Annotated in this window: 22 protein-coding genes, 1 tRNA gene and 1 pseudogene; 6 read left to right on the forward strand and 18 right to left on the reverse strand. The window is 51.6% G+C overall.

The features are described 5' to 3' along the window. Nucleotides 1-180: 180 nt before the first annotated feature. The 10 genes from mlaA to ccmA form a co-directional block, all read right to left on the reverse strand. Nucleotides 181-948 (reverse strand): phospholipid-binding lipoprotein MlaA, encoded by a 768-nt coding sequence (gene mlaA, locus IV433_RS25955; RefSeq protein WP_195816407.1) that lies wholly within the window; start codon nt 946-948, stop codon nt 181-183. Nucleotides 949-982: 34 nt separating this feature from the next. After that, nucleotides 983-2,197: a c-type cytochrome biogenesis protein CcmI gene (gene ccmI / locus IV433_RS25960; protein ID WP_195816408.1), complete on the reverse strand. Its 1,215-nt coding sequence runs from the start codon at nt 2,195-2,197 to the stop codon at nt 983-985. Next, complete coding sequence (locus IV433_RS25965; protein WP_195816409.1) at nt 2,194-2,679, reverse strand: cytochrome c-type biogenesis protein; 486 nt, start codon at nt 2,677-2,679, stop codon at nt 2,194-2,196. The genes ccmI and IV433_RS25965 overlap by 4 nt, the downstream gene beginning before the upstream one ends. After that, the gene (locus tag IV433_RS25970) at nt 2,676-3,227 is read right to left on the reverse strand and encodes a DsbE family thiol:disulfide interchange protein (RefSeq protein ID WP_195816410.1); all 552 of its coding nucleotides are present in this window, start codon (nt 3,225-3,227) and stop codon (nt 2,676-2,678) included. The genes IV433_RS25965 and IV433_RS25970 overlap by 4 nt, the downstream gene beginning before the upstream one ends. Beyond that, a complete protein-coding gene (locus tag IV433_RS25975; protein WP_195816411.1) occupies nt 3,224-5,194 on the reverse strand; it encodes a heme lyase CcmF/NrfE family subunit in 1,971 nt (656 codons plus the stop codon). Before IV433_RS25975 ends, IV433_RS25970 begins: the two co-directional genes overlap by 4 nt. Then, nucleotides 5,191-5,685, reverse strand: coding sequence for a cytochrome c maturation protein CcmE (gene ccmE / locus IV433_RS25980; protein WP_101076162.1), 495 nt, complete (start codon nt 5,683-5,685; stop codon nt 5,191-5,193). Before ccmE ends, IV433_RS25975 begins: the two co-directional genes overlap by 4 nt. After that, entirely contained in the window at nt 5,682-5,942 is a 261-nt protein-coding gene (gene ccmD / locus IV433_RS25985) for a heme exporter protein CcmD (RefSeq protein WP_152324422.1), read from the reverse strand. The genes ccmE and ccmD overlap by 4 nt, the downstream gene beginning before the upstream one ends. Further along, a complete protein-coding gene (locus tag IV433_RS25990; protein ID WP_195816412.1) occupies nt 5,939-6,676 on the reverse strand; it encodes a heme ABC transporter permease in 738 nt (245 codons plus the stop codon). Before IV433_RS25990 ends, ccmD begins: the two co-directional genes overlap by 4 nt. A 217-nt stretch (nt 6,677-6,893) precedes the next feature. Next, nucleotides 6,894-7,553: a heme exporter protein CcmB gene (gene ccmB / locus IV433_RS25995; RefSeq protein WP_120507182.1), complete on the reverse strand. Its 660-nt coding sequence runs from the start codon at nt 7,551-7,553 to the stop codon at nt 6,894-6,896. Nucleotides 7,554-7,574: 21 nt separating this feature from the next. After that, nucleotides 7,575-8,216, reverse strand: a complete 642-nt coding sequence (gene ccmA, locus IV433_RS26000) for a cytochrome c biogenesis heme-transporting ATPase CcmA (protein ID WP_195816413.1) — start codon at nt 8,214-8,216, stop codon at nt 7,575-7,577. A 260-nt stretch (nt 8,217-8,476) separates the two neighbouring features. Between ccmA and IV433_RS26005 the strand changes: the two genes are divergently transcribed. From IV433_RS26005 to IV433_RS26015, 3 genes and pseudogenes are all read left to right on the forward strand, one after another. Continuing rightward, entirely contained in the window at nt 8,477-9,394 is a 918-nt protein-coding gene (locus IV433_RS26005; protein WP_195816414.1) for a formate/nitrite transporter family protein, read from the forward strand. Nucleotides 9,395-9,504: 110 nt separating this feature from the next. Then, nucleotides 9,505-9,579: transfer RNA gene (locus IV433_RS26010), tRNA-Arg, on the forward strand. A gap of 122 nt (nt 9,580-9,701) precedes the next feature. Continuing rightward, nucleotides 9,702-10,143 (forward strand): annotated as a pseudogene (locus IV433_RS26015) (tyrosine-type recombinase/integrase); the annotation flags it as partial. 54 nt (nt 10,144-10,197) lie between these two features. Here the strand turns inward: IV433_RS26015 and IV433_RS26020 are convergent. Both IV433_RS26020 and IV433_RS26025 read right to left on the reverse strand, forming a co-directional pair. After that, nucleotides 10,198-11,025 (reverse strand): hypothetical protein, encoded by an 828-nt coding sequence (locus IV433_RS26020; RefSeq protein WP_195816415.1) that lies wholly within the window; start codon nt 11,023-11,025, stop codon nt 10,198-10,200. Further along, nucleotides 11,015-12,058: a DGQHR domain-containing protein gene (locus IV433_RS26025; protein WP_195816416.1), complete on the reverse strand. Its 1,044-nt coding sequence runs from the start codon at nt 12,056-12,058 to the stop codon at nt 11,015-11,017. Before IV433_RS26025 ends, IV433_RS26020 begins: the two co-directional genes overlap by 11 nt. A gap of 747 nt (nt 12,059-12,805) precedes the next feature. Between IV433_RS26025 and phoC the strand changes: the two genes are divergently transcribed. Further along, nucleotides 12,806-13,546, forward strand: coding sequence for an acid phosphatase PhoC (phoC, locus tag IV433_RS26030; RefSeq protein WP_101076177.1), 741 nt, complete (start codon nt 12,806-12,808; stop codon nt 13,544-13,546). A gap of 91 nt (nt 13,547-13,637) precedes the next feature. Here the strand turns inward: phoC and nlpA are convergent, their stop codons facing one another. Continuing rightward, nucleotides 13,638-14,456 (reverse strand): lipoprotein NlpA, encoded by an 819-nt coding sequence (gene nlpA, locus IV433_RS26035; protein ID WP_195816417.1) that lies wholly within the window; start codon nt 14,454-14,456, stop codon nt 13,638-13,640. A gap of 195 nt (nt 14,457-14,651) precedes the next feature. Between nlpA and IV433_RS26040 the strand changes: the two genes are divergently transcribed. After that, the gene (locus tag IV433_RS26040) at nt 14,652-15,170 is read left to right on the forward strand and encodes a GNAT family N-acetyltransferase (RefSeq protein WP_195816418.1); all 519 of its coding nucleotides are present in this window, start codon (nt 14,652-14,654) and stop codon (nt 15,168-15,170) included. 6 nt (nt 15,171-15,176) lie between these two features. Here the strand turns inward: IV433_RS26040 and IV433_RS26045 are convergent, their stop codons facing one another. From IV433_RS26045 to IV433_RS26060, 4 genes are read right to left on the reverse strand one after another with little or no spacing between them, the layout of a single operon-like run. Continuing rightward, nucleotides 15,177-16,736 carry an MFS transporter gene (locus tag IV433_RS26045; protein WP_195816419.1) on the reverse strand — a complete coding sequence of 520 codons (1,560 nt, stop codon included), beginning with the start codon at nt 16,734-16,736 and terminating at the stop codon, nt 15,177-15,179. Between the two features lie 36 nt (nt 16,737-16,772). Next, complete coding sequence (locus tag IV433_RS26050) at nt 16,773-17,816, reverse strand: Gfo/Idh/MocA family protein (protein WP_195816420.1); 1,044 nt, start codon at nt 17,814-17,816, stop codon at nt 16,773-16,775. A 13-nt stretch (nt 17,817-17,829) separates the two neighbouring features. Continuing rightward, nucleotides 17,830-18,897 carry a Gfo/Idh/MocA family protein gene (locus IV433_RS26055; protein ID WP_195816421.1) on the reverse strand — a complete coding sequence of 356 codons (1,068 nt, stop codon included), beginning with the start codon at nt 18,895-18,897 and terminating at the stop codon, nt 17,830-17,832. Between the two features lie 2 nt (nt 18,898-18,899). Next, nucleotides 18,900-20,075 carry a Gfo/Idh/MocA family protein gene (locus IV433_RS26060; protein ID WP_195816422.1) on the reverse strand — a complete coding sequence of 392 codons (1,176 nt, stop codon included), beginning with the start codon at nt 20,073-20,075 and terminating at the stop codon, nt 18,900-18,902. 259 nt (nt 20,076-20,334) lie between these two features. Between IV433_RS26060 and IV433_RS26065 the strand changes: the two genes are divergently transcribed. Continuing rightward, nucleotides 20,335-21,402, forward strand: coding sequence for a LacI family DNA-binding transcriptional regulator (locus tag IV433_RS26065; protein ID WP_195816423.1), 1,068 nt, complete (start codon nt 20,335-20,337; stop codon nt 21,400-21,402). A gap of 142 nt (nt 21,403-21,544) precedes the next feature. Here IV433_RS26065 and IV433_RS26265 read toward each other — a convergent pair. After that, nucleotides 21,545-21,763, reverse strand: a 219-nt coding sequence (locus IV433_RS26265; protein ID WP_229893744.1) for a hypothetical protein, incomplete at its 5' end; no start/stop codon positions are given.

Genomic DNA, 21,763 nt, shown 5'->3' on the forward strand with positions numbered 1-21,763 from the left:
TGTTCGACTACGGCCAATTTAAAGGATAGAGAGTAATCGCGTTGGGTACGTTTAACATATTGGTTCATCACATTTTCCTCAATATACGAGTTAAATGTGTCAACGCTATTTAGGACGGGTCAACATAAATGAAAAAAGCGCCGGGAGGCGCTTTTTTTTGTTCGGAATTCGGCCGGAGAGTTACTCCGAATCGATATCCTTCAGATCACCCTGAATCAGTGCCGCATTCGGGTTCACCTGCGGTGTCAGCTGACCGCCTCTCGCCAGGAAGTCATGGCGCTGGAAGTAGGCTTCACGGATCATCAGGTAAGGATCGGAAGAGTTTCGGATCAGGCCGTCAGAATCGAGCAGTTCAGCACGGGTTTCCACGCCCTGCAATACCCATTTACCGGCTGACATCCAGAAGGTCAGATAGCTGAGCATCGGATACAGGTCATCGACCAGATCGCCACCTTCATCACGAATGGTCGCACTGCCGTAACCCGGCAACATCACGTACGGGCCGTAACCCACACCGTAATGTCCCAGCGTGCTGCCGAATCCTTGCGCTTCTTCGCGTGCCAGTTTCGGGTTCGCCATCGATGCCACATCAATCAGACCGCCCATCCCCAGGATCGTATTAAGGAAGAAACGGTTGAAGTGGATCGCCGCACGGTACGGATCGCCTTTCAGCAAGGAGTTCACCATGCTGGCCGGTTCATCAAGGTTACTCAGGAAATTACTGGTGCCGTTACGCGCCGGCTGCGGCACGTAATCACGCCAGGCAACAGCCACAGGACGCAGTACATACGGATCCATGTAGTTGAAGTTGAAGTTAAACATCGCGCGGTTGAAACCTTCCAGCGGATCAGATCGTCCCTGCTGTTCGCTGTCCGATGATCCGGACGTGCCGGCACAACCGACCAGCAAAACTGTCGCAAACGCCAGCCCAGTCAGGCGTAAGTTCATGGATATCTCCCTGTTTTTGATCTTCGGCTCGTGTTTAAGGAACCTGCTGATTAATTTCAATGCTGACCTGGCCGTTACCGGCAAAATCGGTCAGCGAACTGTCGCCGTACCAGTCACCCGAGGCTGGCGTCGCCAGACCATTTTGTGAAATACGAACGCGTACTTTTAATTTTTGCAACGAAGAAAGCAAGCGTTCCGGCATCATTGCATTGCTGTCATCAACGGTAATCGCCAGCGGGAAGCGGCTCAGCGGCAGTTTTTTCACTGCAACCGGCACCGGACTGCTGCCATCAGTCACCGAGATAAAGACCGTGCCATCCTGCGGAAGTTTCCTTTGTGCATCAGCAGATAGCGTCACGTTTACCGCCAGTTTAACCTGATCGATTCCCGCCTTCTGTTTTGCCTGTGCAATGCTTGCCTGAACCATCTCAAGCCGTTTATCACCCGCCGGCAGAATTTTCAGCATAACTTCCCACGCGCCAATGGCTTGCGGATAGTGACCCTGTTCATATTCATTATAGGCCAGCAAGCTTAATACACGCAGATCGCCCTGAGATTTTTCCAGCATACTGCGTAAGAGATTTCCGCCGGTAAGGTTATCTTGCGGATCAGATGAACGGGTTAACACCTCGGCATAACCGAGTTTCACTGACATATCATTCGGGGCCAGTTTGTACGCATGGGCGTAAGCCTGTGTGGCCGTAGCGGCGTTATTGAGCGCCATACCCACGCGGCCCAGCATAACCCAGTCCTGCACATTTTTCGGATCGGCCTGCAAATCGGTACGCAATCCCAGCCCTAAATCCTGCACATCTTTTGCGGTCAGCGGTATGCCGTGGTCGTCCGCGATACGATGACGCAAATCTGGCATATGCTGCATCACCTGATTCCACGCACTCACCTGCCCTAATCCGCCCGCATATAAATAGAGGCCCAGCGTGATGATCACCAGCAAAATCGCGCCCGGCACCAGTGTCCAGCGGCCGATCGGTTGTACCGCTGCTGGTGCGTGGCCGTCAGGGATATCGGTCAGCAAATTTTCCTGCAATTCCTGAATATGCGCCGGACGTTCATCTACTACGCCCTGCGATTCGTCCTGCTCCAGCTCACGTAAGCGGTGATGGTAGAACGCTTTATTGAGCGCATCGCGCGACGTATGTTCTGCGCGGTCGCCACGGATCACCGGCACGATAAACAGCGCCAGCGCGATCACCAGCATCACTCCAATACATAGCCAAAAAATACTCATAATCCTGTCCTGTCGCTGTCTTTAAGTAACTGCGCCAGGCGCTGTTTCTCTTGTTCTGACATTTCTTCTGTACCGGTTTCACTGACCACGGCACGGCGGCGGGAACGCATGAAAATCATTCCTGCACCGATAATCACCACCAGCACCGGACCAAGCCACAGAATAAGGGTCGACGGCGTCACCGGCGGTTCGTAAGTAACGAAGTTGCCGTAACGCGCCACCATATAGGCGACGATTTGCTGGCGATCCTGCCCTTCATTGAGCAGCTGAAATACCTTGGTGCGCATATCGGCGGCGATAATTGAATCGGACGCCGCAATATTGGTGTTCTGGCATTTAGGGCAGCGCAGTTGCGCGGTGATCTCGCGATAATCCTGCTCCTGCTGTGGCGATTTAAACTGATAGGTATCGATAGCCGCGAAAGCGCTGAAACTCAGTGCCACGCCGAGCATTAACGCAGGCAATGCGCGTAAGATTTTCATGCGTTGCCTCCGTATTTTTTGTACAGCGGCAACACTTCGCTCTGCCAGACTTTCTCATTCAAATCGCCCGCATGGCGATAGCGGATAATGCCCTGTCCGTCGATCAGGAAAGTTTCCGGCGCGCCGTACACACCGAGATCTAAACCGAGCATTCCGTCGCCGTCGTACAGGCTCAGCATGTACGGATTGCCCAGCGTATTCAGCCAGCTGACCGCTTTCTGACGGTCATCTTTGTAATTGAGCCCGACCACGCGCACGCCTTTGGCGGCCAGTGTGTTCAGATAATCATGTTCGGCACGGCACGTCGGGCACCACGTCGCCCAGACGTTCAGCAGCATCGGTTTGCCGTCGCGCAGCACTGACTGATCGTAGGTTTTTCCGGCCTGTGCCAGCGATTCCAGCTTGAAAACCGGTACCGGTTTGCCGATCAGGGCGGATTCGAGCAACGTCGGATCATCGCCATTGGCGTTGCGCGTCAGCTGGACTAAAAATGCCGCCGCCAGCGCCAGAAACAGAACCAGCGGAATAAAAAGAAGTTTACGGTTCATGCTTCAGCCTCCGCATTGCCCTGTTTCTTCAGTTTTTTGCTCATGCGGTAACGCGGATCGAGAATACACAACACGCCGCCGGCCGCCATAAAGAGGCCGCCCAGCCAGATCCAGCGGACAAACGGTTTGTAGTACAAACGCACCGCCCACGAGCCGTCATCCAGCTCTTCACCCAGCGCGGCGTACAGATCGCGCGCCAGATTACCGTCGATGGCGGCTTCGGTCATCATGCTGCGCGCCACGCTGTAGAACCGTTTTTCCGCGTGCAGCGTGGTGACTTTTTTGCCGTTCTGCGTGACGTCGATATTCGCTTCACCGCCGGTATAGTTCGGGCCGGTAATGTCGCGAACGTCGCGGAAGACAAAATGATAATCATGAATATCTACGGTATCACCGGCTTTCATGCGCACATCGCGCTCGACGCTGTAATTCTGGCTAAAGGCAATACCAATCACCGTGACTGCCACACCCAGATGGCCGAGCACCATGCCCCAGTGGCTGCGGGAAAGTTTGGTCAGGCCGCGCCAGAACGAATGACGGTGCGTGGCGCGTTCATGCAGCTCCATCAGCGTCAGCACAATCACCCACACCGACATCAGCAGGCCGACAACGGTCATGCCAACAATTTTGTCCTGCAACAACCACGGCAGAAGAATCGACAGAACCAGCGTCACCACCAGCGCAACGCCCAGACGACGCCACAGTTTGCTGGGCTCGTCTCGACGCCAGCGCACCAGCGGGCCGATACCTAACAACAGCGCCAGCGGCGCCATCAGCCAGGTAAACATCGTATTAAAGAACGGTTCGCCGATGGAAATACTGCCCAGCCCGAGCTGTTTATGAATCAGCGGTAACAGCGTACCGAGGAGCACCACCAGCATGGCGGCGACCAGCAGCACGTTATTGCCAAGCAGATAACTTTCGCGCGAATGCAGTTCATGACGGCTCGGCGCACGCACCGAGTTGCCTTTAAAGGCGTACAGCAGCAGGGAACCGCCGATAACAATCACCAAGTACGCGAGGATAAACATGCCGCGCGCCGGATCTGAGGCGAATGAGTGAACCGATACCAGCACGCCGGAACGCACCAGGAAAGTCCCGAGCAAACACAGCGAGAACGCGGTGATCGCCAGCAGAACCGTCCAGGCTTTGAATGTCCCGCGTTTTTCGGTCACGGCGAGCGAGTGGATAAGCGCGGTTCCCGCCAGCCACGGCATGAATGACGCGTTCTCGACCGGATCCCAGAACCACCAGCCGCCCCAGCCTAATTCGTAATACGCCCACGCAGAGCCGAGCACGATGCCGATGGTCAGAAACACCCACGCCGCCGTGGTCCACGGACGCGACCAGCGCGCCCACGCGGTATCAAGCCGTCCGGCCATCAGCGAGGCAATCGCAAACGCGAATGCCACCGAGAAACCGACGTACCCCATGTACAGCAATGGCGGATGGAAAATCAGGCCGATGTCCTGAAGCACCGGATTCAGGTCACTGCCGTCCACCGGGAAATTAGGCAAAGAGCGGATAAACGGATTCGACGTCAGCAGAATAAACAGCAGGAAACCGCCGGTAATCATGCCCATGACAGCGAGCACGCGCGCCACGGCATCCTGCGGCATCTGACGGCTGAACAGCGCAACGGCCAGCGTCCAGCAACTCAGCAGCAACACCCATAACAGCAACGATCCTTCGTGCGCACCCCAGGTGGCCGCCACGCGGTAATACACCGGCAAATGGGTATTGGAATTGTTAGCGACATACGCGACGGTAAAATCATTCACCACAAACGCGTGAACCAGAATCGCAAACGCCAGCACGATGCAGGCAAACATGCCGTACGCCAGCGGACGCGCCATCGCCATCATCCGGTTATCCTGCCGCGCCGCGCCCCATTGCGGGTAAATACTCAGTAAAACCGCCAGCCCTAACGCCAGACAGAGTGCAAATGTTCCCAGTTCCGGCATCATGAGCGGTTGTTTCCTTTATCGTTACCCACGTAGGCAGATGCGGGTCCTTTGTGGTTTTCTTTCATGGCGTCGGCAACTTCCGGCGGCACATATTTTTCATCGTGTTTGGCCAGAACCTGAATCGCATTCACGACATTCCCCGGTTCCATCACACCCTGCGCCACCACACCCTGCCCTTCACGGAACAGGTCCGGCAGAATACCGTTGTACGTCACCGCAATCGCGCCGCGTGCATCATAAATCTTGAAACTCACCTGCAGGCTTTTCGGATCCCGTTTTACCGAACCGGGCATCACCATGCCGCCGATGCGCAGGCGCTGGCCGACTTCCGGCATTTCGTGGTTTTCGCCTTTGCCCTGCAAGATTTCACTCGGGGTATAGAACAAATCAATGTTGGAACGCAGCGCATACATCACCAGTGAAATGCTCAGGCCAAGGCCGATCAGCACCACCAGCGCCAGCGACAGGCGCTTCTTACGACGTGGATTCACAATAACTTCTCCCCGGATGTGTCCGGTTCCAGCGGTGACGTCTGTGCGCCTTGCTGTTTTTTAGACGTGGACTGATTAATGCGTTTTTCGCGAGCCTGACGGCGTTTTACATCGTCCAGAATCTGACGATGCTGCACGAGGGTATGCACCACCAGCGCAATCAGGGAAATCAGGGTTGCCGCCACCGACAGCCAGACATAAAAAGCATAACCGCCCATGGCGAAAAAATCGTGCCAGCTTGAGAATGCAGGGCTCATCCGCGACGCTCCTTATTCAGCAGGCCAGCCACCCACGGACGCAGACGTTCCTGATTCAGGATCAGGTTGCGTAAACGCATCAGCGTGAGGGTAATAAAGAAGAACAGATAACCGAAAATCGCCCAGCGCAGCGGATAACGCATACTCGGGTCGATGGTTTGCTGCATGTTGGTGGACCCCTGATGCAGCGTGTTCCACCACTGAACGGAGTAATGAATGATAGGAATATTGACCACACCGACCAGCACCAGAATCCCCGCGGCGCGCCCCGCCAGACGGCGATCGTCGAAGGCGTTATACAACGCAATCACCCCGAGATACAGGAACAGCAACACCAGTTCGGACGTCAGACGCGCATCCCAAACCCACCATGTGCCCCACATCGGTTTGCCCCAGGCTGAGCCGGTGACCAGTGCGATAAACGTGAAAACGGCACCGACCGGCGCCATCGCCGCAACGGCAAGATCCGACATCTTCATCTGCCACACCAGGCCGATGAACGCCGCGATTGCCATTGCGCTGTAAATCCCCATCGACCAGATCGCCGCCGGGACGTGAATGTACATAATCCGGTAGCTGTTACCTTGCTGATAGTCGGGCGGCGCATAGCCAAAACCCCAAACCCAGCCGATCACCAGACAGGCAATACCGATAAGCCCGAGCCACGGAATGAACCGGCCACAGACGTGGTAAAGCCGTTCAGGCCGCGCGAGTTGATGTAACCATTTCCACATTGTTATCGTTGCTCACTTTAAAATGTCACTGTGTGGGTTGCCGTGGAACCTCGGTGGGCTCTTGTGCGGTCGGAAGGAAATTCCCCGCACTTATTGTTGGCATGTCTATTGTTCACTATAGAGAAGTGTGATGTTAGTCAAAGGTTGCGTTTTTTCTTCTCTATTGTAACGGCACGTAAAATAATTCTGTGTTATGGCGTTCGCGGAAACAACCGGGTTAGTGAACGCTGACTCGCAGGGCGGCAGCGGTAGCAAACGGCGCTAATGTCGCACTGCCCGCTAACATCGCGCCGAGAATGGCCAGATACCCGCCGATAGGCATCGACATCGACGCGGCATCAATGGCACCGGTGGCAAAAATCAGCACCGGAATATACAGCGGCAGAACCAGCAGGCTCAGCAACACGCCGCCCTTGCGCAGCCCGACCGTCAGCGCCACGCCGATGGCGCCGATAAAACTCAGCGTCGGCGTCCCCAGTAAAATCGTCAGCGCGACGGCTTTCCAGGTTTCAAAATCCAGTGAAAGTAACAGGGCAATCAGCGGAGAGAGGATCAGTAACGGCAAACCGGTCACCACCCAGTGAGCACATACTTTCCCCAGAACCGTGAGTGCCAGCGGCGAAGGTAATAACAACAGCTGCTCAAGCGTGCCGTCGAGATAGTCATCGCGGAACAACCTTTCCAGCGCCAGCAAAGACGATAACAGCGCCGCAACCCAGACAATACCGGGCGCAATCCGTGCCAGCAGTTTTGGCTCAGGGCCAATTCCTAACGGAAACAGCGTAATAACAATCAGGAAAAACCACAGCGGGTTGATAATTTCGGCGCTTTTTCGAAAAGCAATTTTCAGTTCGCGGCTCAGAACCTTAGTAAACATTCCGTCTCTTTCCTTTTCGCGTCACGCCAGCTCTGCGCCGGTCAGACGGATTTTCCGCACGTCGCGGTTAACGCCCTGCAAATCCTGATGTGTGGTCAGCAGCACCATTCCGCCCTGCTCCGCATGCTGTTCGAACAGCGCAATCAGCGTCGCAACACCTTGCTTATCAATGGCCGTCAGCGGTTCATCAAGGATCCAAAGCGGCGCATTGCTCAGCCATAAACGCGCCAGCGCCACGCGCCGTTGCTGCCCGGCGGACATCTGCGCGACTGTGACATCTTCGTAGCCCAGCAGGCCAACATTTTCGAGTGCCTGATAAATAGCTTCCGCTGCGGCGTCACCGCGGACAGACGGACTGCTGACAGACAGATAGAAGGCAAGGTTTTCAAACGCAGTAAGCACTGACTTTATGCCGGGCTGATGCCCGAGATACAGAAGTTCCTGATGAAAAACATCGCGCTGACGGCGGGTACTGACGCCCTGCCAGCGGACTTCACCGGCGTCCGGAGAGGACAGCCCGGCCAGAATACGCAGCAAACTGGTTTTACCGGCACCGTTCCGGCCTTCAATCTGCACCATTTCGCCCGGTAAGACCGTGAAACTCAAGCCACTAAACAAGGTCCGCTCATCGCGAACGCAGCTCAGGTTAAGGGCTTCAAACATGGAGATGTCTCTTATTTTTCACAAGTCCGCATCATATCACAGGCGTCCGGCACGACGCAGCTTAGGGAGCGGTACGTTATTACATATAAACGCCCGCCAGAAAAGTCTGATATCGCAGACATTGCCCCAAAAATGACCCATAAGGTTCATGGGTTAACGGTTTGTAACTTATTTGTATATCTGCTCATAAATTCCCGGCCTCGCCTATGCTTATGCATGACGGACTTTTTTATCACTTTGATTTTTTTTGGGGGAGAACGATGAGCGACGATAAAAAGCAGGAAAGCAGTACCGACGTTGACAGCGAGGAGCATTCGCAGGGTAAGAAAATCGAAACCGGTGAAGAGAATCTGCCCTCCAAGGCGGCCGCCGTGCACGAAGTTATCCGCATGGAAGGCGAGAAAGAGCTGGAACGTGACGGCCAGGCGTTGCTCTGGTCAGCGATTGCCGCCGGGCTTTCGATCAGCGCTTCGCTGATGGCGAAAGGCATTCTTCACGCCCGCCTGCCCGATTCGCCCGAACGGTTCTTTATCGAAAATATTGGTTATACCGTCGGGTTCATTATTGTCATCATGGCGCGCCAGCAGCTGTTTACGGAAAACACCGTCACCGCCGTGTTGCCCGTCATGCAAAAACTGACCGGCAAAAACGTCGCGCTCTTGCTGCGGTTGTGGGGGCTGGTGCTGATCGGAAATATCATCGGCGGCGGCTTTGCAGCACTGGCGTTTCATCTGGTGCCATTTTTTGATCCGGAGACCGACAAAGCCTTTCACGAGATCAGCATGGAAATTATGGAAAAAGGACCCGGCGCGATGTTTGTCGGCGGCATGGTTTCCGGCTGGCTGATTGCGACTATGGTCTGGATGATCCCTTCCGCAGGTGCCGCCAAACTGTGGGTAATTATGCTGATGACCTACATGGTGGCAATCGGCGACCTGACACACATCGTGGTCGGCTCGGTGGAAATCCTCTATCTGGTCTTCTCCGGCGCAATCCCGTGGACTGACTTCATCTGGCCTTTTGCCCTGCCGACGCTGGCCGGAAACATCGCGGGCGGTACCTTTATCTTTGCGCTGATCAGCCACGCACAAATCCGTAACGACATGAGCAATCAGAAGAAAGCCAAAGTCAAAAAGGCAGAACAGGAAGCCGCGAAGAAGGAAGCGGCGAAACCGTGAAGAGGAATAAAAGCGCAGAACTGGCGACGAAACGACCAAACGACAGGCTAACGCCTTATTATTGAGAGAAAAACGGGTATACTACGCGGGCGCTTTCTACTGGCGCCCGTGTCTCCTTAGTTAAACGGATATAACAAGCCCCTCCTAAGGGCTAGTTACAGGTTCGATTCCTGTAGGGGACACCATTTTCACTTCTCATTACATCTCTTAAAGTCTAAAAATCTATATATTTCAAATCAATAAACTAAATCCACTATTCCTGTTGAAAACTGATGCGTTCACTGCTTTTATAAAAGCTCTGTAATTCTACTCAGGTAGCATCATCACTAAATTGGCCACGCAGTTGCTGATGCTAACCGGCACCCGAACAATCGAATTATGGGGAGCAAGATGGGAGGAGTTTGATTTAGAAAATGCTCTGTGGGAGAGCCCTGCCGAGCGCATGAAAATGAAGCGCCCACATCTGGTTCCATTATCAACCCAGGCAATGGAGATCCTATGCCAGTTAGAGACGCTAACAGGACGTTACCAGCTCGTGTTCCCTGGTCGCAATGATGCCAGTAAGCCGATGAGTGAAGGGAGCATTAATAAGGTGCTCAAACTGATCGGATATCATGGAAAAGCAACGGGGCATGAACTCAGGCATACCATGAGCACTATTTTGCATGAACAAGGATTTGATAGTGCCTGGATCGAAATGCAACTTGCGCATGTTGATAAGAGGGACTTACAATCATGCGCAGTATTGAGATCAGCGAAAAACCATGATTCAAACATATAGCGATACATTAATGAAGTATATGTCATAATTCAAATATTAGATTTTTTAAAACTTTAGAATCTTTTAAGTCCATTTGTTCTATTACTGATTTACTGGCAGCACATCTTTCTTCTGATAAAATATCTTCATCACCGTAATTCTCTTTTAAAAAATCATGAGATTTCTTTAAAAATAGAAGAGGTGTTGCGTAAATAGAATGATCCTTTAAGAAACAATAAATTATATCAGGATGATTAAGATACCGACTAACCAAATCATCATAACTACTTGTAGCGATGAAAAGATTCGGCACAACCTCATATCCAAATTGAGGTTCAATGAAAGAATTTATTCTGTAATTAACAAGTTCTCGGTAACTCATAATCCAATCAAAAACATGCTGCCCATCAATATTATTAGTATTGATTTTTTCTGAATGGGAGAATAGTTCCTTAAAATATTTAATTGTTACTTTATGATCTCCGCTTATGCCCGTACAATTTAATTTCTCAGGCTTTTCTCCAGCAGATATTTTCAAACCGTAAATATCTCTTGTTCCATTTTTAAGTATTACATTCCCTGATAATAACAAAAACACTCTTAAAGAATAAAATAAAGAATAGTAAAGCTTGACAATTGGCCAAGAGGATTGACCTCTTTTGATGCCATTTGTGGCCTCCAAAAAAGTAATCAATGCTTTGAAATAAAGATCTTTGGCGTCAGCTTTGGCTTTACCCCTGAGTTCATCCAGCTTAGTCTCCCTAAGACTATAATCCTTAAAGATATGTTTATAGCTGCTTAGCTGGGTGTAATCCGTACAACCCAGCTCAGTCTCAATAAACTCTTGGCACTGAAATCTGTTAAAATTCATATTCATCCTGAGAAGGTAAAGATGACATAACGTTCTCTTCCAAGAGCTGTTTAACTCTCTTCCTAGCTGTCTTACCATCAAGGTTTTTTAATTCATCCCAAGTAATAAGACTTGTATTCTTCAATGAAATAATATTCTTAATAGTTTCAGGCTTAAATGATTTTTTCTCGACACACTTACTAATTAAATGTTCAGTAAGGAAATCAATAGCCCCCCCGAAACCAGCTGCTTTCACAAAAGGATTTTTAGTTTTACTAGTCCAAAGGTTTTGTTCGTCATAGTAAAATTTTATACTGTTAAAATAATTTTCTAACAAGTTTTTTTGATTATCATAAGTTTTTAATTTGAATTTTGTGAAGGTGCCACCCGGCTTTATATGTTCTTTTAAAGCTTGAGTAAATGTTGATAACTCGACACTCCCGACTCCACGTGGATTACCTGGAAACTTAATAAGCTTATAAAATGGAGATTTAGGATCTTCGTTTAAATCCCGAGCAATATCTGTAATTCTATTTATTGCGTGCGTTTCATCATCTTCAACCTCACCAAAAAGATCATACATTAAACTTTTAGGAACTGGCTTTTGTTCAGTGTTTATATTGAGGAATATTTTTGCAGCTTCTTTAGTTGTTAGTCGAGAGCACATTGTCACTAGGATCTCTCGTTCACCAACTGATTCATTCTCTTCTATTGCTGCTTCAAAACCAGCTAGACGATGCTGGCCATCAATAACTTGTATAGAATCAAAAACTATTGGGACAATGATTGTATCTTTTTTATACTGGAGCTCTTCATTTACATCAGTCCAATTTAAGATAAAAGAGCTAAAGAAAGTGTTGTCATCCAGTATGTAATCCCTAATAGCTGAAATCCTACGGCTATTTAGTACACGCTGCACAGAACCCTCTTCCTTATCTCTACCTCTTATAGCAACATAATACATTGGCATTAGGTCTTTAACCTTCATAGAAAAGGTTGCTGCTGGAATTCCACCAAACTCTGTCCTAAGGCATTTGTATTCTAAAAATTTCATGGGTGATTCTCATTGAGAGTAATTGAAAAGGATAGTAATAACTTCGTAGGAAGTTTTCCACTTTTTTACTAATGTCTGTACTTATTATTAACAAGCATACATTTCATGTCTTGCAACACAATTCAAATCAGCCCATCTAAAACATACGAGAAATCAACGAAAGTTGCACTACACCGCACCCGCCTGCGGTTTTTGTAATGCATAATTTTTTCAGTTTCTACGAACCAATACGCCAGACGGCGCCGCGCCTGGAGTTCTCTCGTAAATCCCAAACGGAAAAGATTGTAATAAATTTCAGTACTTTTCAGTTTTAGCGTTCTGGTTATCTTGCTGAACCCTTTATAACCGATTGTTTATAAACAACTTTTCTATTTTACGTGAAAATGAGTCATCAAAAACGGGAGTGGTATATGGGTGGGGTAAAACGTGAGAACCCTTGCACCAAGCGGCCTGGCAGCACAAGGGATGAAAATCAAAACTGAAAAAAATGTAAGGCTAAAAACCTGTGAGTCTGCATTAGAACATTTCGCTCGCCAAGTTAACTCCTGCGAACTAAAGTACTTTTTATCTCCAACAAAATCCTGTGAATTTATCTGCCTTACTGCAAATCCCCCTCATACCCACAAATTCCCAATTTTGAGATCTCGCGCATTTTTTTTGATGAAGAATTTGTTTTACTTACACATGTTAACAAATGTTACGGAAATGAGTCCGTAATGAAAATCAGCGGTCCGTAAGGAAACCTTCATGAAAATTGTTGCTACTTTTTGTCTCGCGGGACTTTTCTCTGTCAATGCCTTTGCCCTCACCGGCAATGATGCGACCACCAAACCAGACTTGTACTATCTGAAAAACGACCAGGCAATCAACAGCCTGGCGCTGCTTCCGCCGCCACCGGCTGTGGGCAGCATTGCGTTTCTCAACGATCAGGCGATGTACGAACAAGGGCGTCTTCTGCGCTCGACGGAACGCGGCAAGCTGGCGGCTGAAGATGCCAACCTGAGCGCGGGCGGCGTTGCGAATGCATTCTCCACAGCGTTTGGTTCACCGATTACGGCGAAAGATACGCCGGAGCTGCATAAGCTGCTGACCAATATGATTGAAGATGCGGGCGATCTCGCCACCCGTTCGGCGAAAGAGAAGTACATGCGCATTCGTCCGTTCGCGTTCTACGGCGTACCGACGTGCAACACGACCGAGCAGGATAAGCTGTCTAAGAATGGATCTTACCCGTCAGGTCACACCTCCATCGGCTGGGCGACGGCGCTGGTATTGACGGAAATTAACCCGCAACGCCAGGATCAAATCCTTCAGCGCGGTTTCGATTTAGGCCAGAGCCGCGTGATTTGCGGATATCACTGGCAGAGCGATGTCGATGCGGCGCGTATTGTCGGCTCGGCGGTCGTCGCCACGTTGCACACCAACACCGCTTTCCAGCAGCAATTGCAGAAAGCCAAAGACGAGTTTGCGAAACAGCATAAGTCGTAAAATCGTTATCTTGCGAAGTAAAGAAACGCTTTTGCCTGACGATAACCTGTCAGGCAAAAGCGTCAAATTTTATTCATCCCGTTACAGCCTTTTACCAGCCCGGAACCGCGCCACCGTTGAAGATTTTCTCTGCGGCTTTTGCCACTTCCGGCGACTGATAGGATTTCAGAAACTCCTTCACGTTCTCGGCGTCTTTATTGTCTTCGCGCGTCACCAGCAGGTTCACGTAAGGCGAGTTCTTGTCTTCGATAAACACGCTGTCGTGCACCGGCGATAACCCGGTTTGCTGAATGTAAGTGGTACTGATGATCGCCACGTCGACTTTCGGGTCGTCGAGCACACGCGGTAACTGCGCGCCTTCCAGCTCCATTATGTTCAGATGATGCGGGTTCTCAACGATATCCGGCGCCGTCGGCAACAGACCTTTACCCTCTTTCAGAGTGATCAGTTTCTCTTTTTGCAGCAGCAAAAGCGCACGCCCCAGATTGGTCGGATCGTTGGGGATCGCCACCGTCGCGCCGTCTTTCAGCTGACCGACCGTTTTGATTTTTTTCGAATAACCGGCCATCGGGAACACAAACGTATTGCCGACGGCGACGAGATTGTAGCCATGCGCTTTATTGTCCTGATCGAGGAACGGGCGGTGCTGGAAAACGTTGGCATCCAGCTCGCCGTGCTGCGTGGCATCGTTCGGCAACAATGAACCGCTGAACCCGACCAGCTCGACATCCAGCCCGTATTTCTCTTTCGCGACTTTTTTGGCGACTTCGGCGACATCCTGCTCCGCGCCGTTAATTACACCGACCTTGATGTGCTTCGCATCGCTGCCTTTTTGATCACAACCTGCCAGCAACAATCCTGCGAGTAATACGAAAGCGCCTGTCCGAAAATGCGGCATTGTCAGTTTCACGTTTTTTCCTTAAAAAATAAGCCCTAATCCAAAGTGAAGCTGACTATAACAGGGTCAGGGTAGCGGCTTAAAAAACGAAAAAAGCATCAATAAGAAGAAAAAAGCATAACCCGGAAATAATGCGCAGCACGCCCCTGCCCGATTCTTTCCGAAACGTGTAGGCTGGATAAAACTGACTGACGAGAGCCCGGAAGAATGGAAATTATTGAAGCAGATGAACAGCACGTTCCCGAAATGCAGAAAATTTATGCCTGGCACGTTTTGCACGGCACCGCGTCCTTTGAAACGGAGCCGCCTTCTGTGGATGAAATGGCCGCGCGCCTGAAGAAAATCAAAGACGCCGGGCTGCTCTGGCTGGTGGTTCTGCATGAAGGGGAAGTGAAAGGGTATTGCTACCTCGGGCGATATCGCGAGCGTTACGCCTACCGGCATACGCTGGAGGATTCTATTTATATTGATCCCGGTTTTCAGAAACGCGGGGCGGGAAAAGCCTTGCTGCGCCGGGCGGTGGACTGGGCGGAAATGCACGGTTTCCGCCAGCTGATTGGCAACGTTGGCGACAGCCAGAATCAGGCGTCCATTCACCTGCATCTTGCGGCCGGTTTCAGCGTGACCGGCACCCTGAAATCCGTCGGTTTTAAACACGGGCGCTGGCTGGATACCGTCTTTATGCAGCGCCCGTTAGGCGGCGGCGACCAGACGCCGCCGGAATAACGCCTTTCAGAGCCCGACCGCGTCACCGGGCGCGGGGGCTAATTTTCCTCCGGCGGTTTTGCGCGTCGCACTCCCGCCCCACACTTCCTGATAGTCGTAACCGGTCAGATCTTTGATCACTTTCTGGCATTCCGGCGTGCAGTCATTCAGGTCGCCGCCCAGTTTCAGGCGCGCGACTTCTTTGATCAGCGTTTTATGCGTGTCCCGCGTCAGCTTAAATTTAAAGGTCATATAGAAACTGACGGCCAGCAAAATGCCTGTCGCAAAGACCATCAGCCCGATAATCGCGTGCAGCGCGCTTTCCGGCTGCATGCCCTGCCCTTTAACGAAACCGCTTTCCTCCAGCACCACGCCAATCAGCATAATAGCCAGCGCGACCGTGCTTTTTCGCGTTAACACCATCACACCGGCAAATATCCCTTCGCGGCGTTTTTTGGTGACGATTTCATCCACATCCGGAATAAAGCTGTAGATATTCCACGGAATATAATAAAGCCCGGCGCGCGCGAAACCGAATATGGCAAAGACCGCCGAGAACAACAGCAGGGAAACCGCCATTTCGGTGATATAGACATAAAACAGAAAAGCCAGCACGCAGAATATAATACCGTACGCCAGCCGCAGCGCACCCGACGGCGACATATTTAATTTCTCAAGCAACATCATAAATATAAACGTCGAAGGTACGGAAGCCAGCGCCGCCACGCTCAAATATCCCGAAACCGACGAGGCATGTTGATGTAACCCGTAAACCACATAATAGGTGAATACGGCACCAAAAACGTCCAGCGCGGTAAACGAGAAAATATAGATAATAATATGCTGGCGGAACATGCGTATTCTGAACGAGGAAAAGAGGTCTGATACCAGGCTTTTTAAATGATGCCATAAACTGCCGCCACCGGCAGTGACCGGCTCCGGTTCAAACTCTTCCCGCACGTCTTTCGCTTCCCAGGTACACATCCAGGTGGTGAATACCGCCACGCAGAAAATACAGGCAAAAATGATACCGGTATAAGTGTACGTCAGGGAATTATCTTTACCGGTGAACTGCATGAGAATGCCCGGAATCGACACCGCCAGCAGGCCGCCGAGCTGGGAGCAAATCATGCGAACGCCTGAAAGACGGGTGCGTTCGCTGAACCGGTTGGTCATTTCCGCCGACAGCGTTTCCCACGGTACCAGCACCATCGCGGACAGCAATTCGATAGAAAGATAGGTACCGAGGTAGTACCAGTAGCTCATATCGGTGACCCAGACCAGCGCGTATAGGAACATCAGAGGAGAGCTGATCAGCAGGAAAAACCGTCGCCTGCCGAATTTTTTCCCCAGCCAGGTATTCCCAAAGTTATCGGTGATATATCCCATAATCGGGCTTAATACTGCATCGATAACGCGGGCGATGGCAAAAATAGAACCGGCTTCAAAAACAGATAATCCGCAGTAGGTGGTATAAAAGAATAATAGCCAGGTCCCGATAACGGCAAATGCGCCGCCACCAAATAAATCCGTTACACCATAGCCTATAGCGGTGCCATAACCGACTCTTCGTTCAGTTGGTTTCATTTTTATTATCCTGTGGATGTAGGGTGATTATTACTGTTATTTTTCGGTAAGCATTATCCATTTCCGCAACTGAGATGACCGGTAAATCGCCCCGACAATATTCAGGGAGGTTTCAGCGTCATGAATATCGGTATAGTTTTTATTTTGGGTATTAAGGGTATTCCCTGAATCACGAACTGACTGGTAGAAATTAAACACCGCCTGACGATGGCTGTCGCCCCAGTAGCTTTTAGCATTGCCCGACGGGTTTTCATCACTGATTAACGGCGTTTTATTGTCCCTGTCAATCAGCCAGAGCGTGTTGTGATGCAGTTGCAACAACCCTTTTTCACAATGAATTTCCAGCAGCAGCGGGGAATCCGTGCTGTGGCAGTTGGTCGCATAAAACAGCCCGCGCGCGCCGTTGCCGAGTTTAAAACTGGCCATCGCGGTATCTTCATTTTCGGTGAGTTCGCTGAGAAAGCTGCTCTCCACCACACCTTTCACCGCCAGCACGCCGCCGCCAAACCACTGCATAAGATCCAGCGTATGAATGGCCTGGTTGATCAGCAAACTGCCGCCTTCTGTTTCGAAACGCCCGCGCCACGGGCTTTCGGTGTAATATGCACCGCCGCGTGACCATGTCAGCACGGCTTTGATACTCAGCATTTTGCCGAGCTGCCCGCTTTCGAGCAGCGCTTTAATTTCCCGGCTCGACGGATTCAGCCGGTTCTGATAACAGACACCCAGCCGGGCGCCCGTTTCCGTCAAGGCCTGCCTGATGGCGGCGACTTCCCCGGAATTCAGTGCCACCGGTTTTTCGGTGAACACATGTTTTCCGGCGGCCAGTGCGGCAAGAATCGCAGCCTGATGCAGATGATGCGGCAGACAAATATGCACAACATCAATCTGCGGATCGCGCAGCATTTCATGATAATCGGCATAAAAATCACAGTCATACCGCTTGGCCAGCGCACGGCCCTTTTCAACATCAATTTCGGCAATCGCCCGCAGCGTGCTCGCAGGCTCCTGCTCAATCGCCGCCACGTGGCAGGAATGGATGGCGCCGCAGCCAATGACGGCGGCATTAATCATGTTCATCATGCCTCCCGTTTCAGCGTGCCCCGTTCGCCAGCATCTGCGCCCGCACGCAAAGCTCGGCGGCTTTAAACGCATGCTCCTGCGTCATGGCGTTTTCGGTGCGGTTCAGACAATCGAGGATCAGTTGCCCGAAGAACGGGAAACCGACCTTTCCGGAAACCGGATAACGGAATTCACCGTCCTGATTCACCAGATACACCACGTCCTGTTCGCCACGTGTGATATCGACATATTTGCGCACCTCAATGTAACCTTCGGTGCCCAGCAGCGTCAGACGGCCGTCGCCCCAGGTGCTGAGCCCTTCCGGCGTAAACCAGTCGCAGCGAAAATACCCGCGCGCGCCGTTTTCACCTTCCAGCATCGTGTCGCCAAAATCTTCAAAGTTCGGGTATTGCGGATGGTTGAAATTCAGCGCCTGCGCCGCGACCACGCGGGCATTGCTGTTGCCGGTATAAAACAGAAACTGCTCAATCTGATGACTGCCGATGTCACACAGGATCCCGCCAAATTTCTCCCTTTCGTAAAACCAGTCAGGCCGCCCTTCGCCCTCGCGGTGCGGGCCGGTACCGAGCGTCTGCACCACGCGGCCAATCGCCCCTTCCTGCACCAGTTGCCCGGCAAATACTGCGCTTTCCACATGCAGACGTTCGCTGTAATACACCGCATATTTGCGCCCGGTTTTCGCCGCCTTTTCTTTTGCTGCCGCCAGCTGTTCCAGCGTGGTGAGCGGCGCTTTGTCGGTGAAATAATCCTTTCCGGCGTCCATCACTTTCAGTCCGAGCGCGCAGCGTTCAGAGGGAATGCCCGCGCCAGCCACCAGTTGCACTTCTTTATCCCCGAGGATAGCGCTCAGCGATGGCGCGACCGTCACCTGCGGATACTGGCTGACGAACTTCGCCACTTTTGCCGGATCCGGATCGTAAACCCATTTCAGGCTGGCACCGGCTTCAATCAGCCCGTTGCACATGCCGTAAATATGCCCGTGATCGAGCGCGGCGGCGGCAATCACGAATTCGCCCGGTTTCACCACCGGCTGCGGTTTCCCGACCGGTGCATAGTTCATTCCGTCTTTGTTGCTCATGTCTACGCTCCAATATCCATGTCTTTGCCCAGCGGGATGGCGTCTTCGTTAGCGAAATTCTCCACGGAAGCCGATTTCTCATAAAAGTGCGGTGCCAGAGAAACCAGCCCGCCGGTTTGATAAAACGGATCCGACGGCGCAATCGGCAGCGAAACCACACTGCGGGTGATGGCCGATTTATAAATGCCGGCGATAAGCTCCAGCGAACGCTTGCCCTGAACGCCGTCAATAAGCGGCGCGGAGTGCGTTTCGAGCGCAGTGAGGAAGTTGTCGATCTGGCCGGTGTGCAGCGTATGCGTCAGTTTGGGCACTGAGCGGTAAATATCGTCGAGACGGTTTTCGCGTGCGGTATCGCGCTCTTCCACCGGAAAACCGTTCGGGGCAGAAATGCTGGCAAATTTATCCCACGGCGCAGAAACCCGTGCTTTTTCGCCCTGAATGACAATTTTCTGATCTTCCCCGTGATGCACCACGGAGGCCGTCAGCTGTGTCAGCGCACCGGAGTCATATTTGAAGATCGCCGCCGAAAGGTCTTCCACTTCGGCATTATCGTGGGCAGCGTTGGTGATCATCGACACCACTTCGGAAGGGAAACCGAGCATCCACTGAATGGCGTCAATGTGGTGAACCGCGTGATTGAGCGTGCAGCCGCCCGCCTCTTTTTCCCAGGTTCCGCGCCACCATAAATCGTAATAGGAATGGCCGCGCCACCAGAATGAATCCACCTGCGCGTGGCAGACTTTGCCTGCCTCGCCGGAATCGAGCACCTGTTTCAGCCGCCAGAACGCATCGGTAAAACGGTTTTGCGCAATAATAGAAAGCGTTTTTCCGCTCTCCTGCGCGGCGCGGATCATCGCGTCGCACTCCTGTAAGGAAGCGGCCATCGGCTTTTCGCACAGCACATGCTTTCCGGCGTTCAGCGCGTCAATGGAGATTTCGGCATGCACATACGGCGGCGTGCAGACGTCAAAAACGTCAATGCTGGCATCATTGAGAATGTCCTGATGACTGGCGTAAACCTTCGCGTCAGCCAGCCCGTAATGCCGTTTTTTCTCTTCCGCTTTCTCCGGATAAATATCCACCAGCGCGACCACCTGGCAGCGATCGGCAAACTGCAAATATCCCTGAATATGGTTATGTGAAATATTACCCGTACCAATAATGGCTATTTTAAGCATTATCCTACTCCCGATAAAAACCGAAGGGCGACCGTCACCTTGCTGAATTTATTAATAATTCAGGGCAGGCAAATACGATATTTTTTCTCTGACGTTGTTATTCACGAGAGTAGTAACGACTTTTTTTTCCAACAACTGCTATTTGTGACAGGAATTGCAGTGCGCTATTTGTTATTTGCTATGATGATGAATAGCTCATTAATTACAAACAGTTAACCGTGGCAATAAGTCCATCACCCAATGAGGCGTTGATCACAAAATGACGGGAAAATTAAAAATCAGGCAAATTGCAGAGCTCACCGGACTTTCTCCGAGCACTGTTTCCCGTGTCCTTGCTGGTAAAGCGAATGTCAGCCCGCAGGCAAAAGAAAAGGTATTTACCCACGCAAGAACCATGGGTATTTTGCGCGACATTCCCGCCAGCCGTTTGTTAATGAATACCCTGTTAATTTGCGCGCCGCCTGCGGCATTTTCCCCGCATGAAGATCTCTATTATTACGAAGCCATTCAGGAAATCACCGCCGAAGTGGCGCGCTTTGATATTCACATCCGTAAATGCGCGTTATCGGTAAACGATCCCGATATCGCGGTTTTTATGCAGGCGCTGAATCAGTCCGACGTGGACGGCGTCGTTATCATCGGAATTGATGACGTGATGCTTTACCGTCTGGCAGCGGAATCGAATAAACCGGTGGTGATGCTGAATGCGAAAGACAGCGAAATGCGCCTTGATTGCGTGTCCGCAGATCATTACTCCATCGGTTATTGCGCGGCGAATTTCCTTTTCCAGAAAGGCCACCGGCCGGTAATGCTTTTCACCGATCTGCGCCGTGAAACCATGATGCAAAGGCTGGACGGCTTCAAACGCGCCTGTCTTGAGCATCACGTTATTTTTGACGAAGCGACACATCTGCTGATCAATCACGGCAACGGCAAAGAGCAGGCGCGCAAATGCTTCGATAAATACCTGAAAGAGCGCAAACGCGAATGCCTGCCGTCGGCCATTATTTGCGGCAGCACACCGATTGCACACGCCACCGTGGAAGCGTTGCGGGATCAGGGCATCCAGGTGCCGGAAGACATTTCCGTCATGAGCATGGATTTCGAGCACGACATGAAACTCACCTCGCCGATGAATTTCACCTCCGTCCTTCTCCCCTGCCGCGAGCTGGGCAGCGAAGCCGTGTACATCCTGCAAAGCCGCCTGACACGGCCATCGGGCGCAAAATTTAACCTGCTGTTGCAGGGGAAAATTCACACCGGGTTATCGGTGGCTGACGTGAAGTGGAAACGGAAGGGGTTGTATCCTCAGCCGGTAGGATCATGAATTTTTTCTCACTCGCCGTGAGGGGCTGACAGCGGATCGAGGAAATTTCGGTTTTTCATGTGCGGTGATCGCTCAGCGGCTCGCGCCGAAACCGACCAAAGAGGGGCTGGACGGCCCCCTCTTTGGAATCTCCGCGTCTTTTTTACTCCGCGCTGCCGCTGGGACGATGGACATGTTCTGGCACATCTGCCTGTGGCGCGAAATCTTGCCGCTGCGCGGTACCTTCCCTACGGGCTTCGAGCCTTGTATCTTGTTTTTCGTAGTGGTTAGCTACCATTACATGAAACAGAGTGAGCCTGATTCGAGCCTCATGAGAAAATCCTGGACCTAAGTAAAAGCCCTCTGTTTCACCTTTCACGCC

The sequence above is a fragment of the Rahnella laticis genome (genome assembly GCF_015644585.1).
Taxonomy (GTDB): Bacteria; Pseudomonadota; Gammaproteobacteria; order Enterobacterales; family Enterobacteriaceae; genus Rahnella; species Rahnella laticis.

Coding starts and splice junctions, on each gene's coding strand:
- mlaA (WP_195816407.1), bottom strand. CDS start 948: ATGAACTTACGCCTGACTGGGCTGGCGTTTGCGACAGTTTTGCTGGTC.
- ccmI (WP_195816408.1), bottom strand. CDS start 2,197: ATGAGTATTTTTTGGCTATGTATTGGAGTGATGCTGGTGATCGCGCTG.
- IV433_RS25965 (WP_195816409.1), bottom strand. CDS start 2,679: ATGAAAATCTTACGCGCATTGCCTGCGTTAATGCTCGGCGTGGCACTG.
- IV433_RS25970 (WP_195816410.1), bottom strand. CDS start 3,227: ATGAACCGTAAACTTCTTTTTATTCCGCTGGTTCTGTTTCTGGCGCTG.
- IV433_RS25975 (WP_195816411.1), bottom strand. CDS start 5,194: ATGATGCCGGAACTGGGAACATTTGCACTCTGTCTGGCGTTAGGGCTG.
- ccmD (WP_152324422.1), bottom strand. CDS start 5,942: ATGAGCCCTGCATTCTCAAGCTGGCACGATTTTTTCGCCATGGGCGGT.
- IV433_RS25990 (WP_195816412.1), bottom strand. CDS start 6,676: ATGTGGAAATGGTTACATCAACTCGCGCGGCCTGAACGGCTTTACCAC.
- ccmB (WP_120507182.1), bottom strand. CDS start 7,553: ATGTTTACTAAGGTTCTGAGCCGCGAACTGAAAATTGCTTTTCGAAAA.
- ccmA (WP_195816413.1), bottom strand. CDS start 8,216: ATGTTTGAAGCCCTTAACCTGAGCTGCGTTCGCGATGAGCGGACCTTG.
- IV433_RS26005 (WP_195816414.1), top strand. CDS start 8,477: ATGAGCGACGATAAAAAGCAGGAAAGCAGTACCGACGTTGACAGCGAG.
- IV433_RS26020 (WP_195816415.1), bottom strand. CDS start 11,025: ATGAATTTTAACAGATTTCAGTGCCAAGAGTTTATTGAGACTGAGCTG.
- IV433_RS26025 (WP_195816416.1), bottom strand. CDS start 12,058: ATGAAATTTTTAGAATACAAATGCCTTAGGACAGAGTTTGGTGGAATT.
- phoC (WP_101076177.1), top strand. CDS start 12,806: ATGAAAATTGTTGCTACTTTTTGTCTCGCGGGACTTTTCTCTGTCAAT.
- IV433_RS26040 (WP_195816418.1), top strand. CDS start 14,652: ATGGAAATTATTGAAGCAGATGAACAGCACGTTCCCGAAATGCAGAAA.
- IV433_RS26045 (WP_195816419.1), bottom strand. CDS start 16,736: ATGAAACCAACTGAACGAAGAGTCGGTTATGGCACCGCTATAGGCTAT.
- IV433_RS26050 (WP_195816420.1), bottom strand. CDS start 17,816: ATGAACATGATTAATGCCGCCGTCATTGGCTGCGGCGCCATCCATTCC.
- IV433_RS26055 (WP_195816421.1), bottom strand. CDS start 18,897: ATGAGCAACAAAGACGGAATGAACTATGCACCGGTCGGGAAACCGCAG.
- IV433_RS26060 (WP_195816422.1), bottom strand. CDS start 20,075: ATGCTTAAAATAGCCATTATTGGTACGGGTAATATTTCACATAACCAT.
- IV433_RS26065 (WP_195816423.1), top strand. CDS start 20,335: ATGACGGGAAAATTAAAAATCAGGCAAATTGCAGAGCTCACCGGACTT.